Source organism: Streptomyces sp. NPDC014870, from assembly GCF_043081505.1.
Classification (GTDB): Bacteria; Actinomycetota; Actinomycetes; order Streptomycetales; family Streptomycetaceae; genus Streptomyces.
In genome coordinates this window covers 119974-133746 of sequence record NZ_JBIBWQ010000005.1, presented here as the reverse complement: position 1 = coordinate 133746, position 13773 = coordinate 119974, and the positions used below count along the sequence as shown (strand labels likewise).

Genomic DNA, 13773 nt, shown 5'->3' with positions numbered 1-13773 from the left:
ACGCGACCGGGGCCGGGGCCGAGGCCGGGGACGGCGGGACCGCGCTTCGGCGGGTGGCCCGGGTCGTCCTGCTCGACCCGGACGACCGCATCCTCCTCATGCACGGCTACGAGCCCGACGACCCGGGCCAGACCTGGTGGTTCACGCCCGGTGGTGGCCTGGAGGGCGACGAGACCCGGGAGCAGGCGGCTCTGCGCGAGCTGGCCGAGGAGACCGGGATCACGGACGTCGAACTCGGACCTGTTCTGTGGCAGCGGATCTGCTCGTTCCCGTTCGACGGGCGGCGCTGGGACCAGGACGAGTGGTACTACCTGGCACGAACCAGCCAGACCGTGACCGCCCCCGGGGGCCTCACGGAGCTGGAGGAACGCAGTGTCGCGGGGCTGAGGTGGTGGACCTCCGCCGAACTGTCGGCGGCGCGTGAGACGGTGTACCCGACCAGACTCGCCGAGCTGCTGCACAGGCTGCTCGACGAGGGACCGCCGAGTGCGCCGCTGGTGCTCGCCACGGAAATCGCTTAACGGTGCGAGCGACTGGCGCACAATAGGTGGACGCACGGCTGAAGGGGAACATGCCATGAGCGCCGAGGACCTCGAGAAGTACGAGACCGAGATGGAGCTGAAGCTCTACCGGGAGTACCGCGATGTCGTCGGGCTGTTCAAATACGTGATCGAGACCGAGCGTCGGTTCTACCTCACCAACGACTACGAGATGCAGGTGCACTCGGTCCAGGGCGAGGTGTTCTTCGAGGTGTCCATGGCCGACGCCTGGGTCTGGGACATGTATCGGCCGGCCAGGTTCGTCAAGCAGGTCCGGGTGCTCACGTTCAAGGACGTGAACATCGAGGAGCTCAACAAGAGCGACCTGGAGCTCCCCGGCAGCTGAAACCACCCCCACGGGTGACGAGGTTCTCCACAGGTCGGAGCTTGTCCACCGGCCCGCACACGGAACGTCGCGACGCGTCACAGTCGGTGCCGGAGGTGGTGCCGAATGAACGCAACGAGCGCTCTCGGACAGTACGGAGAACAGCTGGCGGTCCGCAGGCTCACGGCGGCCGGGATGGTCGTCCTCGCACGGAACTGGCGCTGCGGGCGGACCGGAGAGATCGACATCGTCGCCCGGGACGGGGACGCCGTCGTGGTCTGCGAGGTGAAGACCCGGCGCGCCGGTGCCTTCGAGCACCCCATGGCCGCCGTCACCCCGGCCAAGGCCGACCGGCTCAAACGACTCGCGGCCTGCTGGCTCGACCGCCACGGCGGACCACCGCCCGACGGCGGTGTCCGGATCGACCTCGTCGGCGTCGTCCTGCCCCGCCGGGGCGCCCCCGTCGTCACCCACGTGCAGGGGGTGGCCTGAGATGGGGTTCGCCCGCACCTGCTCCGTCGCCCTCGTCGGCGTGGAGGGCGTCGTCGTCGAGGTCCAGGCCGACCTGGAGGCCGGCGTCGCCGCCTTCACCCTCGTCGGGCTCCCGGACAAGAGCCTCAGCGAGAGCCGCGACCGGGTCCGCGCCGCCATCGTCAACTCGGACGCCGAGTGGCCCCAGAAGAAGCTCACCGTCGGGCTCAGTCCGGCCTCGGTCCCCAAAGGCGGCTCCGGATTCGACCTGGCCGTCGCCGCCGCGGTCCTCGGGGCCGCCGAGCGGATCGACCCCCGGGGCATCGCCGACCTCGTCCTGATCGGCGAACTCGGGCTCGACGGGCGCGTCCGGCCCGTGCGGGGCGTCCTGCCCGCCGTCCTCGCCGCCGCCGAGGCCGGCTACCGCCAGGTCGTCGTCCCCGAGCAGACGGCCGGTGAGGCCGCGCTCGTGCCCGGCGTCTCCGTCCTCGGCGTCCGCAGCCTGCGCCAGCTCATCGCCGTGCTCTCCGACGAACCGGTCCCCGCGGAGGAGCCCGCCGAGGAGGGCCGCCCGGACGCCATGCTCGCCGGGCTCCTCGTCCCCGGCGCGGGCGTCGGCACCGGCCTCACCGCCGACCCCCTCGACGGGCCGGACCTCGCCGACGTCGCCGGCCAGCACGGAGCCCGCCGCGCCCTGGAGGTCGCCGCCGCCGGCAGCCACCACCTCCTGCTCTCCGGGCCACCCGGAGCGGGCAAGACCATGCTCGCCGAACGCCTTCCGGGCATCCTGCCCCCGCTCACCCGGCAGGAGTCCCTCGAAGTCACCGCCATCCACTCGGTGGCCGGCATCCTCCCGCCCGGCGAACCCCTCGTGCGCCGCGCCCCCTACTGCGCGCCCCACCACTCCGCGACCATGCAGTCCCTCGTCGGAGGCGGCAACGGACTCCCGCGCCCCGGTGCGGTCTCCCTGGCGCACCGCGGCATTCTCTTCCTCGACGAGGCGCCCGAGTTCTCGGGCAAGGCGCTCGACGCCCTGCGCCAGCCGCTGGAATCCGGGCACGTGGTCATCGCCCGCGCCGCCGGGGTCGTCCGGCTCCCCGCGCGGTTCCTGCTGGCCCTCGCCGCCAACCCCTGCCCGTGCGGGCGGCACACGCTGCACGGCGCGGGATGCGAGTGCCCCGCCTCGCTCATCCGCCGTTACCAGGCGCGGCTCTCCGGGCCGCTCCTCGACCGCGTCGACCTGCGCGTCGAGGCCGAGCCCGTCACCCGCTCCGACCTGCTCGGCCAGGGCAGGCGCGGGGAGTCCACGGCCGCCGTCGCCGACCGTGTCCGCCAGGCCCGGGCCCGCGCGGCCGCCCGCCTGACCGGCACCCCCTGGACCGTCAACAGCGAGGTCCCCGGCCATGAGCTGCGGACCCGCTTCGTCGTCGCCCCCGGAGCCCTCGCCGCGGCGGAGCGGGACATCGAGCGCGGCATGCTGACCGCGCGCGGTCTCGACCGGGTCCTTCGCGTCGCCTGGACCGTCGCCGACCTCGCCGGCCACGACCGCCCCGACGCCCAGGACGTCGACCTCGCCCTCGAACTGCGGACCGGCATCGCCCGGGGCGTGCCGGTGGGAGCGGGGGAGCGCGCATGATCACGTACGAGGAACGGCTCGCGCGCGCCGCGCTCACCCGGGTCGTCGAACCCGGTGACGTCCACGCGGGCCGCGTGCTGCGGCGGTACGGAGCCGAGGGCTTCCTCCGGCGCCTGGGAGACCCCGCGGGCGACCCCGGCGCGTTCGACGGCACCGGTCCGAAACGGGTCGCCGGGTGGCGTCGGCGGGCCGAGACCGCCGAGCCGCGGCGGGACCTCGATGCCATCGGCCGGGACGGCGGCCGGTTCGTCGTCCCCGGCGACGCCGAGTGGCCCCGGCAGCTCGACGACCTCGGCGACACCCGCCCGGTGGGCCTCTGGGCGCGCGGCCCCGCCGACCTGCGGACCTGGGCGCTGCGCTCGGTCGCGGTCGTCGGCGCCCGCGCCTGCACCCCGTACGGCGCGCACATGGCCACCGCGCTGGCCTCGGGGCTTGCCGAGGAGGGCTGGGTCGTCGTCTCCGGAGCCGCGTTCGGGATCGACGGCGCCGCCCACCGAGGAGCCCTCGCCGCCCGCGGCGCCACCGTCGCGGTCCTCGCCTGCGGCGTCGACATGCCGTACCCGCGCGGCCACGCCGAGCTCATCGGGCGCGTCGCGGAACAGGGGCTCGTCATCGGGGAGTTGCCGCCCGGCAGCCACCCCACGCCGAGCAGGTTCATCCTCCGGAACCGGGTCATCGCCGCGCTCACCCGAGGCACGGTCGTCGTCGAGGCCGAGTACCGCAGCGGCTCCCTCGTCACCGCCCGCGCCGCCGCCCGCCTCGGCCGCCACACCATGGGCGTGCCAGGACCCGTCACCAGCGGGCTCTCCGCGGGCGTCCACGAACTCCTGCGCGGCGAGGCGACCCTCGTCACCGAGGCCGCCGAAGTGATCGAACTCGTCGGGGACATGGGCCGGCTCGCCCCCGAGCGGCGCGGCCCGGTCCTGGCGAGAGACCTGCTCGCCCCCGACACCGCCCGCGTCCTCGAAGCAATGCCCGCGGGCCGCCCCACGCCCGTGACCGAGATCGCCGACCGGTCGGGCACCACAACCGACGACACCCTCGTCAGACTGTACGAACTGCACTCCCTGGGGTTCGTCGAACGGCAAGGCGACGACTGGCGGTTGACGAAGACCCCCACGGAAGGGGCGAATACGCGGCGAGGCGGTACTTGACCTGGAGCATTCGGGTGAAATGGTGAGGGTGATGAACACCCCAGCTGTCTCGGCCGCACCCGAGGGGCCGGCACGCGCCACGGCCCGGGTTCGAAGATGTGGCCGAGGCCGTCCACTCGGAGTGGTGCGATCCGCAGAGGTTCGCAGACCGCGACCGTCCAGTCACGCTACGCTCGCCAGGGTTCCCCGAAGGACATCCGTCCCGACCAACCCGCCAGCAGAACGGCTCAAGGCAACGCATGCCCCAGCACACCTCCGGGTCTGACCGCGCTGCGGTGCCCCCAGCAGCCCGGGGCGCCGTGCGACCACCCGCACCGACCTCGCTCGACGAGCTGTGGCGGTCCTACAAGGACACGGGCGACGAGCGCCTGCGCGAGCAGCTGATCCTGCACTACTCCCCGCTCGTGAAGTACGTCGCGGGCCGCGTCAGCGTCGGCCTGCCGTCCAATGTGGAACAGGCCGACTTCGTCTCCTCCGGGGTCTTCGGCCTGATCGACGCCATCGAGAAGTTCGACGTCGAGCGGTCGATCAAGTTCGAGACGTACGCGATCACCCGGATCAGGGGCGCGATGATCGACGAACTCCGTGCCCTCGACTGGATCCCCCGCTCCGTGCGCCAGAAGGCCCGCAACGTCGAGCGCGCGTACGCCACTCTGGAGGCCAAGCTCCGCCGCACCCCGAGCGAGAGCGAGGTCGCGGCGGAGATGGGCATCGCGCTGGAGGAACTGCACGCTGTTTTCAGCCAGTTGTCCCTGGCGAACGTCGTCGCCCTCGAGGAGCTGCTGCACGTCGGCGGCGAGGGCGGCGACCGGCTGTCGCTGATGGACACCCTGGAGGACACCGCCGCCGACAATCCGGTCGAGGTCGCCGAGGACCGCGAGCTGCGCAGGCTGCTCGCGCGCGCCATCAACACCCTCCCCGAGCGGGAGAAGACCGTCGTCACGCTCTACTACTACGAGGGCCTCACCCTGGCCGAGATCGGCCATGTCCTGGGGGTCACCGAGAGCCGGGTCAGCCAGATCCACACCAAGTCCGTCCTGCAGCTGCGCGCGAAGCTGGCCGATGTAGGGCGCTGACGGCGGGCGGCCGGTCGTATGGTGGAGCCGTGCCCAGGATTCGAGCGGCCTCCGTGGCCGAGCACCGGACGATGCAGCGCGGCGCCCTGCTGGACGCCGCGCGCTCCCTGCTGTCCGAGGGCGGTACGGAGGCGCTGACCTTCCCCGCCCTCGCCGAGCGCACGGGCCTGGCCCGTTCCTCGGTCTACGAGTACTTCCGCTCGCGGGCGGCCGTGGTCGAGGAGCTGTGCGCCGTCGACTTCCCCGTCTGGGCGGCCGAGGTCGAGACGGCGATGGCCCGGGCCGACACGGCCGAGGGCAAGGTGGAGGCGTACGTCCGCACGCAGCTGGAGCTGGTGGGGGACCGGCGCCACCGGGCGGTCGTCGCGATCTCCGCGAGCGAGCTCGACGACGGTGCCCGCGAGAAGATCCGCGCCGCGCACGGCGGCCTCGTCACCATGATCGTCGAGGCCCTCGTCGACCTCGGCCAGCCCCAGCCCCGCCTCGGCGCCATGCTGCTCCAGGGCGTCGTGGACGCCGCCGTCCGCCGGATCGAGCTCGGCGCCGCCGAGGACCCGGCCACCGTCGCCGAGGCCGCCGTCTCCATGGCCCTCCGCGGCGTCAGCGGCTGACGCCCGCCCCAGCCTCCGGCGCCACCGGCAGCAGTCTCGACGGGCCCTGGCGCAGGAGCGACAAGGGGTTCAGATACGTGTCGCCCCGCAGCAGGCCCCAGTGCAGGCAGGAGTCCGGGCAGTGCGCCGCCGCCCCGCGGGCACCGTCCGGTGGGGGAGCCAGCGTGGCGACCGGGTCGCCCCTGTCGACCCTCGTCCCGGCGGTGACCAGCGGTTCCACCGGTTCGTAGGTGATGCGCAGGGGCGGGTCCCCGGTGTCCGGAAGGGTGAGCGTGAGGACGCCCCGGCCGGCCACCCGGCCCGCGAAGGTGACCACGCCGGACGCCGCCGCGCGCACCGGGGCGCCCACCGGGGCCGCCAGGTCGAGACCGCGGTGACCGGCCGCGTACGGACCGGCCGGAGGCTCCCAGCCGCGCACGATCTCCGGGCGCGGCGGGCCGAGGGGCCAGGTCAGAGCCGTGGGCGGCACGCTCGGGGACCCCATGGGCGCACCCACGGGCCACATCAGGGCCAGGGCGAGAAGCAGAATCGTCAGTCGCATGGCGTCACCGTCCCGCACCCGCCCGATTCGTGCCGATCATGGCCGGTATCTGTGGACAACCCGCTGGTTGTGGACAGCGCCGTCACCCGGCACCCCTGGGGTCCCGTACACTTCCTATGGCGATCCGGGTCACCGGGTCGACTTCGCACGCCCCGCCACACAGCCCTCACCGGCCGTGGCAGCGCCTTTCGGTCCCTCGTGGCACGGCGCGTCGGGGCGTCAGGACATAACCGAGAAACACAAGGAGATACGGCCATGGCCGTCGTCACGATGCGGGAGCTGCTGGAGAGCGGCGTCCACTTCGGTCACCAGACCCGTCGTTGGAACCCGAAGATGAAGCGCTTCATCTTCACGGAGCGCAACGGCATCTACATCATCGACCTGCTCCAGTCGCTGTCGTACATCGACCGCGCCTACGAGTTCGTCAAGGAGACCGTCGCGCACGGCGGCTCCATCATGTTCGTCGGTACGAAGAAGCAGGCCCAGGAGGCCATCGCCGAGCAGGCGACGCGTGTCGGCATGCCGTACGTCAACCAGCGTTGGCTCGGTGGCATGCTCACCAACTTCTCCACCGTCTACAAGCGTCTGCAGCGCCTCAAGGAGCTCGAGCAGATCGACTTCGAGGACGTGGCCGCCTCCGGCCTCACCAAGAAGGAGCTCCTGGTCCTCTCCCGCGAGAAGGCCAAGCTGGAGAAGACCCTCGGTGGTATCCGCGAGATGCAGAAGGTGCCGAGCGCCGTCTGGATCGTCGACACCAAGAAGGAGCACATCGCCGTCGGTGAGGCGCGCAAGCTCCACATCCCGGTCGTCGCGATCCTCGACACCAACTGCGACCCCGACGAGGTCGACTACAAGATCCCCGGCAACGACGACGCGATCCGCTCCGTCACGCTGCTGACCCGTGTGATCGCCGACGCCGTAGCCGAGGGCCTCATCGCCCGCTCCGGCGCCGCGACCGGCGACTCGAAGCCGGGCGAGAAGGCCGCCGGCGAGCCCCTCGCCGAGTGGGAGCGCGACCTCCTCGAGGGTGAGAAGAAGGCTGACGAGGCCGAGGTCCAGACCTCTGCCGAGACCGAGAAGGTCGCCGACGCGGAGGCCGCCGAGGTCGCCGAGGCTCCGGTCGCCGAGGCTCCGGCCGCCGAGGCCGAGCAGGCCTGACCCACGTCCTGACCGCACAGGTCAGGTCCGGTTGGTTGTTTCGGATGTCGACGGCGGGGGCCCACAAAGCCCCCGCCGTCCACCCGTAGATCTTTCAGACTTCGAGAGAGAAACTCAGACTCATGGCGAACTACACCGCCGCTGACGTCAAGAAGCTCCGTGAGCTCACCGGCGCCGGCATGATGGACTGCAAGAAGGCACTGGACGAGGCCGAGGGCAACGTCGACAAGGCCGTCGAGGCGCTCCGCATCAAGGGCCAGAAGGGCGTCGCCAAGCGCGAGGGCCGCTCTGCCGAGAACGGCGCCGTCGTCTCCCTCATCGCCGACGACAACACCTCCGGTGTCCTCGTCGAGCTGAAGTGCGAGACCGACTTCGTCGCCAAGGGTGACAAGTTCCAGGCCGTCGCCGCCCAGCTGGCCGCCCACGTCGCCGCCACCTCCCCGGCCGACCTGGAGGCGCTGCTCGCCTCCGAGATCGAGGCCGGCAAGACCGTGCAGGCCTTCGTGGACGAGGCCAACGCCAACCTCGGCGAGAAGATCGTCCTCGACCGCTTCGCGCAGTACGCCGACGGCTCCGTCTACGCCTACATGCACCGCACGATGCCCGACCTGCCCCCGCAGATCGGTGTCCTCGTCGAGCTGGACAAGCCGAACGCCGAGGTCGCCAAGGGCGTCGCGCAGCACATCGCCGCCTTCGCGCCGAAGTACCTCACCCGTGAGGACGTCCCGGCCGAGGTCGTCGAGACCGAGCGTCGCGTCGCCGAGGAGACCACCCGCGCCGAGGGCAAGCCCGAGGCCGCGCTCCCGAAGATCGTCGAGGGTCGCGTCAACGGCTTCTTCAAGGACGCCACGCTGCTCGGTCAGCCGTACGCGCTCGACAACAAGAAGTCCGTCGAGCAGATCCTGAAGGAAGCCGGTGTCACCCTGAAGCGCTTCACGCGCATCAAGGTCGGCATCTGAGTCCGTACGCGACGGACACCGGACCCCGGTAGGGTCTGAAGCAGTCGTCCGCGCTCGCGCAGGACGACCGCAGATCTGACGAGGAGGCCATTGCCGTACGGGAAACCGCAAGGACCCACCGGCAATGGCCTTCGTCGTATGTGCACGAGGAGATCTCCATGAACCAGAGCGCCGTACAGGGCGACGACAACCACGGCAAAAAGGCCGGCCGCTTCATGCTGAAGCTGTCCGGCGAGGCATTCGCCGGAGGCGGCGGTCTCGGCGTCGACCCCGACGTCGTGCACAAGATCGCACGCGAGATCGCCGCAGTCGTCCGCGACGGCGCGGAGATCGCCGTCGTCATCGGCGGCGGCAACTTCTTCCGCGGCGCCGAACTGCAGGTACGCGGCATGGACCGGGCCCGCTCCGACTACATGGGCATGCTCGGCACCGTCATGAACTGCCTCGCCCTCCAGGACTTCCTGGAGAAGGAGGGCATCGACTCCCGCGTCCAGACCGCCATCACCATGGGCCAGGTCGCGGAGCCGTACATCCCGCTGCGGGCCGTGCGCCACCTGGAGAAGGGCCGCGTGGTCATCTTCGGCGCCGGTATGGGCATGCCGTACTTCTCCACCGACACCACGGCCGCGCAGCGCGCCCTGGAGATCGACGCCGAGGCCCTGCTCATGGGCAAGAACGGCGTGGACGGGGTCTACGACTCCGACCCGAAGACCAACCCCGACGCGGTCAAGTTCGACGCGCTGGAGTACGGCGAGGTGCTCTCCCGCGACCTCAAGGTCGCCGACGCCACCGCCATCACCCTGTGCCGCGACAACACGCTCCCGATCCTCGTCTTCGAACTGCTCGCCGAGGGCAATATCGCGCGCGCGGTGAAGGGTGAGAAGATCGGCACTCTCGTGAGCGACCAGGGCACCCGGGCCTGAGCCTCGGCTCGAACCGGGTACCTCCCCTCGAGGGGACGGACCAGAGCCCTGCCGGTCGTATCACCGTGCAGGACAAGACGCGACGACACGCAGGAGCAAGTGGTGATCGAAGAGACCCTCCTCGAGGCCGAGGAGAAGATGGAGAAGGCCGTCGTGGTCGCCAAGGAGGACTTCGCCGCGATCCGCACCGGGCGTGCGCACCCGGCGATGTTCAACAAGATCGTGGCCGACTACTACGGTGCGATCACGCCGATCAATCAGCTGGCCTCGTTCTCGGTTCCCGAGCCGCGCATGGCGGTCGTGACCCCGTTCGACAAGAGCGCGCTGCGCAACATCGAGCAGGCCATCCGTGACTCGGACCTCGGCGTCAACCCGAGCAACGACGGCAACATCATCCGTGTGGTGTTCCCCGAGCTCACCGAGGAGCGCCGCCGCGAGTACATCAAGGTGGCCAAGGGCAAGGCCGAGGACTCCAAGATCTCCATCCGTTCCGTCCGCCGCAAGGCCAAGGAGACCATCGACAAGCTGGTCAAGGACGGCGAGGTCGGCGAGGACGAGGGCCGCCGCGGCGAGAAGGAGCTCGACGACACCACCGCGAAGTACGTCGCGCAGGTGGACGAGCTGCTCAAGCACAAGGAAGCCGAGCTGCTCGAGGTCTGATGAACGACTCTTCCTGGGGGGCCCCGGCCGGTTCCGGCTACTGGGGGCCCGACCAGGGGCCTGCCCCGGCGGGTCCCGCATACGATGGGCTGCAGGCGGCGCAGACTCGGCCCATGCCCATCGTGCCCGACGTCCCCGCCGGCGATCACCAGGACGAACACGGCCGGGGGGCCGCTCAGCCGAGCGGTCCCCTGTTCCGTGACGAGACGCCGAACGAGCACCCGCAGGAGCCCATGTCCAGCCCGAACCGGCCCGCGACCCCGCAGAAGAAGAGCGCGGGGCGCGACCTGGGCGCGGCCATAGGGGTCGGGGTCGGGCTCGGCGCCGTCATCATCGCGTCCCTCTTCATCTGGAAGGCCGCGTTCGTCGGCGTCATCGCGGTCGCCGTCGTGGTCGGTCTCTGGGAGCTCACCTCCCGCCTCCAGGAACGCAAGGGCATCAAGGCCCCGCTCGTCCCGCTGGCGGTCGGTGGCGCGGCGATGGTCGTGGCCGGCTATGTCCGCGGCGCGGAGGGGGCCTGGGTCGCCATGGCCCTGACCGCCCTCGCGGTCCTGGTGTGGCGCATGACGGAGCCGCCCGAGGGCTATCTGAAGGACGTCACGGCGGGCGTCTTCGCCGCGTTCTACGTGCCGTTCCTTGCCACGTTCGTGGCGCTGATGCTCACGGCCGACGACGGCCCCGAGCGGGTCCTCACGTTCCTGCTGCTCACGGTCGTCAGCGACACCGGCGCGTACGCGATCGGCTGGCGCTTCGGCAAGCACAAGCTGGCGCCGCGCATCAGCCCCGGCAAGACCCGCGAGGGCCTGCTCGGAGCGGTGGCGTTCGCGATGGCGGCGGGCGCGCTGTGCATGGAGTTCCTGATCGACGACGGCACGTGGTGGCAGGGCCTGCTGCTCGGCCTCGCGGTGGCGGCGAGCGCGACGCTCGGCGACCTCGGCGAGTCGATGATCAAGCGCGATCTCGGCATCAAGGACATGGGCACGCTGCTGCCCGGCCACGGCGGCATCATGGACCGCCTGGACTCCCTGCTGCCGACGGCCCCGGTGGTCTGGCTGTTGTTGGTGGTGTTCGTCGGCTCGGCGTGATCAGGCCACGGCGCCGCGCGGCGGAGCCGCGAATCGATACAGCATGGACCGCCTGGACTCCCTGCTGCCGACGGCGCCGGTGGTCTGGCTGCTCCTCGTGGTCTTCGTCGGCACCACCTGACCTGCGTGTTCGTGCTCGAAGGGCCCGCCGTCCCCGGACGGCGGGCCCTTCGCGTTTCCTCTGCGACACTGGTAGGACCATGCCGAAGCCCGGAGAACTCACTTTCGTCGCGCCCCGCGGAGCCAAGAAGCCGCCGCGGCACCTTGCCGACCTCACGCCCGCCGAGCGCAAGGAGGCCGTCGCCGCGATCGGCGAGAAGCCGTTCCGCGCCAAGCAGCTGTCCACGCACTACTTCGCGCGGTACGCCCACGACCCCGCCGAGTGGACCGACATCCCCGCCGCCTCGCGCGAGAAGCTGCAGGGGGAGCTGCTGCCCGACCTGATGTCGGTGGTCCGGCACATCTCGTGCGACGACGACACCACCCGTAAGACCCTGTGGAAGCTGCACGACGGCACGCTCGTCGAGTCCGTGCTGATGCGGTACCCGGACCGGGTCACCATGTGCATCTCCTCGCAGGCCGGCTGCGGGATGAACTGTCCGTTCTGCGCCACCGGGCAGGCCGGGCTCGACCGGAACCTGTCGACCGCCGAGATCGTGCACCAGATCGTCGACGGCATGCGCGCCCTGCGTGACGGTGAGGTGCCCGGTGGGCCGGCGCGGCTCAGCAACATCGTCTTCATGGGCATGGGCGAGCCGCTCGCCAACTACAAGCGGGTCGTCGGCGCCATCCGCCGGCTCACCGACCCCGAGCCGGACGGGCTCGGGCTCTCGCAGCGCGGGATCACCGTCTCCACCGTGGGCCTCGTGCCCGCGATGCTGCGCTTCGCCGACGAGGGCTTCAAGTGCCGGCTCGCCGTCTCGCTGCACGCTCCCGACGACGAGCTGCGGGACACCCTCGTGCCCGTCAACACGCGCTGGAAGGTCCGTGAGGTCCTCGACGCCGCGTGGGAGTACGCCGAGAAGTCCGGCCGCCGGATCTCCATCGAGTACGCGCTCATCCGGGACATCAACGACCAGGCCTGGCGGGGCGACCTGCTCGGGCGGCTGCTCAAGGGCAAGCGGGTCCATGTGAACCTGATTCCGCTGAACCCGACACCCGGGTCGAAGTGGACGGCCTCCCGGCCCGAGGACGAGAAGGCCTTCGTCGAGGCCATCGCGTCCCACGGCGTGCCCGTCACGGTCCGTGACACCCGTGGGCAGGAGATCGACGGTGCCTGTGGACAGCTGGCGGCCTCGGAGCGCTGACCTTGTAGTCTGTGCTCGAACACATCTCCATATTCCGACAGGGGAGCGCCACAGCGCTGAGAGTGCGGTCACGGACCGCAGACCCTCTGAACCTCGCCCAGGTCATTCTGGGTAGGAAGTTCGGTCGCAACTCAAGCTGTTGCGCCCTGCCCACCCTCCGGTGGGCAGGGCCGCGTCTCTTCCTGGTCACACCCAGGAGGAATTTCCGTGAGCACCAAGAAGATGGCCGCCGCCGCGATCGCCGCGGCGCTGGGCGTCACCACCCTCGCCGCCTGCGGCACCGAGGACATCAGGGACGCGGCCGGCAAGAGCGGTGAGCCCACGCCGAAGACCGTGACCCTCGTCAGTCACGACTCCTTCAACGCCTCCAAGGAGGTCCTGGCGGAGTTCACGAAGCAGACCGGCTTCACCGTCAAGGTCCTCAAGAGCGGTGACGCGGGCGTCGCCGTCAACAAGGAGATCCTCACCAAGGGCTCCCCGCAGGGAGACGTCTTCTTCGGCGTCGACAACACCCTGCTCTCCCGCGCGCTCGACAACGGGATCTTCGTCCCGTACGAGGCGAAGGGTCTGGACGCGGTGGCCCCCGAGACGCAGCTCGACAAGGAGCACCGCGTCACCCCGATCGACACCGGTGACATCTGCGTCAACTACGACAAGAAGTACTTCGCCGACAAGAAGCTCGCGCCCCCGCAGACCTTCGACGACCTGGCCAAGCCGGAGTACAAGAACCTGCTCGTGGTCGAGAACCCCGAGAAGTCCTCCCCGGGCCTCGGCTTCCTGCTCGGTACCGCGGCCCAGTACGGCGACGAGGGCTGGCAGGACTACTGGACGAAGCTCAAGGCCAACGGCGTGAAGGTCGTCGACAGCTGGGAGCTCGCCTACAACCAGGAGTTCTCCGGCTCCGCCGGCGGCAAGCAGGCCAAGGGCGACCGGCCGCTGGTCGTCAGCTACGCCTCCAGCCCGCCGGTCGAGGTCCTCTACGCCGACCCGCAGCCGAAGGACGCCCCCACCGGGGTCTCCACCGGCACCTGCTTCCGGCAGATCGAGTTCGCCGGACTGCTGAACGGGGCGAAGAACCCCGAGGGCGGCAAGGCGCTGATCGACTTCCTGATCTCCAAGAAGTTCCAGGAGGACATGCCGCTGCAGATGTTCGTCAACCCGGTGACGAAGGGCGCCCAGCTGCCCGAGCTGTTCACGAAGCACGGTGTGGTGATCGACAAGCCGCAGACCATGGCGCCCGAGAAGATCGCCGAGAAGCGTGACCAGTGGATCCAGTCGTGGTCCTCGACCGTTCTGAAGTAGTCCCCGACCGCCGGGGAAGCGCGGCG

General features: G+C 70.7%; 15 protein-coding genes and 1 riboswitch. Of the genes, 14 read left to right on the top strand and 1 reads right to left on the bottom strand.

Annotation, left to right across the window (positions count from 1 at the left end; all coding sequences use genetic code 11):
• The first annotated feature begins 53 nt into the window (after positions 1-53).
• From ACF09C_RS16205 to ACF09C_RS16175, 7 genes are all read left to right on the top strand, one after another.
• Positions 54-521: an NUDIX hydrolase gene (locus ACF09C_RS16205; protein ID WP_392092398.1), complete on the top strand. Its 468-nt coding sequence runs from the start codon at positions 54-56 to the stop codon at positions 519-521.
• A 55-nt stretch (positions 522-576) separates the two neighbouring features.
• A complete protein-coding gene (locus ACF09C_RS16200) occupies positions 577-885 on the top strand; it encodes a DUF2469 domain-containing protein (RefSeq protein WP_005311352.1) in 309 nt (102 codons plus the stop codon).
• Between the two features lie 105 nt (positions 886-990).
• On the top strand, positions 991-1356 hold the full coding sequence (locus tag ACF09C_RS16195; protein ID WP_392092108.1) for a YraN family protein: 366 nt from the start codon (positions 991-993) through the stop codon (positions 1354-1356).
• A 1-nt stretch (position 1357) separates the two neighbouring features.
• Positions 1358-2971, top strand: a complete 1614-nt coding sequence (locus ACF09C_RS16190) for a YifB family Mg chelatase-like AAA ATPase (RefSeq protein WP_392092107.1) — start codon at positions 1358-1360, stop codon at positions 2969-2971.
• The gene (gene dprA, locus ACF09C_RS16185) at positions 2968-4125 is read left to right on the top strand and encodes a DNA-processing protein DprA (protein ID WP_392092106.1); all 1158 of its coding nucleotides are present in this window, start codon (positions 2968-2970) and stop codon (positions 4123-4125) included. Before ACF09C_RS16190 ends, dprA begins: the two co-directional genes overlap by 4 nt.
• Before the next feature lie 239 nt (positions 4126-4364).
• Positions 4365-5201, top strand: a complete 837-nt coding sequence (gene whiG, locus ACF09C_RS16180) for an RNA polymerase sigma factor WhiG (protein WP_392092105.1) — start codon at positions 4365-4367, stop codon at positions 5199-5201.
• A 53-nt stretch (positions 5202-5254) separates the two neighbouring features.
• Positions 5255-5812 carry a TetR/AcrR family transcriptional regulator gene (locus tag ACF09C_RS16175; RefSeq protein WP_392092397.1) on the top strand — a complete coding sequence of 186 codons (558 nt, stop codon included), beginning with the start codon at positions 5255-5257 and terminating at the stop codon, positions 5810-5812.
• Here the strand turns inward: ACF09C_RS16175 and ACF09C_RS16170 are convergent.
• Positions 5802-6353 carry a M23 family metallopeptidase gene (locus tag ACF09C_RS16170; protein ID WP_392092104.1) on the bottom strand — a complete coding sequence of 184 codons (552 nt, stop codon included), beginning with the start codon at positions 6351-6353 and terminating at the stop codon, positions 5802-5804. The genes ACF09C_RS16175 and ACF09C_RS16170 overlap by 11 nt on opposite strands.
• A 255-nt stretch (positions 6354-6608) precedes the next feature.
• Here ACF09C_RS16170 and rpsB point away from each other — a divergent pair, with 255 nt between their 5' ends.
• From rpsB to ACF09C_RS16135, 7 genes are all read left to right on the top strand, one after another.
• A complete protein-coding gene (gene rpsB, locus ACF09C_RS16165; protein WP_392092103.1) occupies positions 6609-7511 on the top strand; it encodes a 30S ribosomal protein S2 in 903 nt (300 codons plus the stop codon).
• A 122-nt stretch (positions 7512-7633) separates the two neighbouring features.
• Positions 7634-8470: a translation elongation factor Ts gene (gene tsf, locus ACF09C_RS16160; protein WP_392092102.1), complete on the top strand. Its 837-nt coding sequence runs from the start codon at positions 7634-7636 to the stop codon at positions 8468-8470.
• Positions 8471-8628: 158 nt separating this feature from the next.
• Positions 8629-9393 (top strand): UMP kinase, encoded by a 765-nt coding sequence (gene pyrH / locus ACF09C_RS16155; RefSeq protein WP_392092101.1) that lies wholly within the window; start codon positions 8629-8631, stop codon positions 9391-9393.
• Between the two features lie 102 nt (positions 9394-9495).
• The gene (gene frr / locus ACF09C_RS16150; RefSeq protein WP_158990977.1) at positions 9496-10053 is read left to right on the top strand and encodes a ribosome recycling factor; all 558 of its coding nucleotides are present in this window, start codon (positions 9496-9498) and stop codon (positions 10051-10053) included.
• Positions 10053-11138, top strand: a complete 1086-nt coding sequence (locus ACF09C_RS16145) for a phosphatidate cytidylyltransferase (protein ID WP_392092100.1) — start codon at positions 10053-10055, stop codon at positions 11136-11138. The genes frr and ACF09C_RS16145 overlap by 1 nt, the downstream gene beginning before the upstream one ends.
• Before the next feature lie 200 nt (positions 11139-11338).
• Positions 11339-12445, top strand: a complete 1107-nt coding sequence (gene rlmN, locus ACF09C_RS16140; protein ID WP_362415685.1) for a 23S rRNA (adenine(2503)-C(2))-methyltransferase RlmN — start codon at positions 11339-11341, stop codon at positions 12443-12445.
• A 29-nt stretch (positions 12446-12474) separates the two neighbouring features.
• A riboswitch (TPP riboswitch) is annotated at positions 12475-12581 on the top strand.
• Positions 12582-12667: 86 nt separating this feature from the next.
• Complete coding sequence (locus ACF09C_RS16135) at positions 12668-13747, top strand: thiamine ABC transporter substrate binding subunit (RefSeq protein ID WP_392092396.1); 1080 nt, start codon at positions 12668-12670, stop codon at positions 13745-13747.
• Positions 13748-13773: the final 26 nt, after the last annotated feature.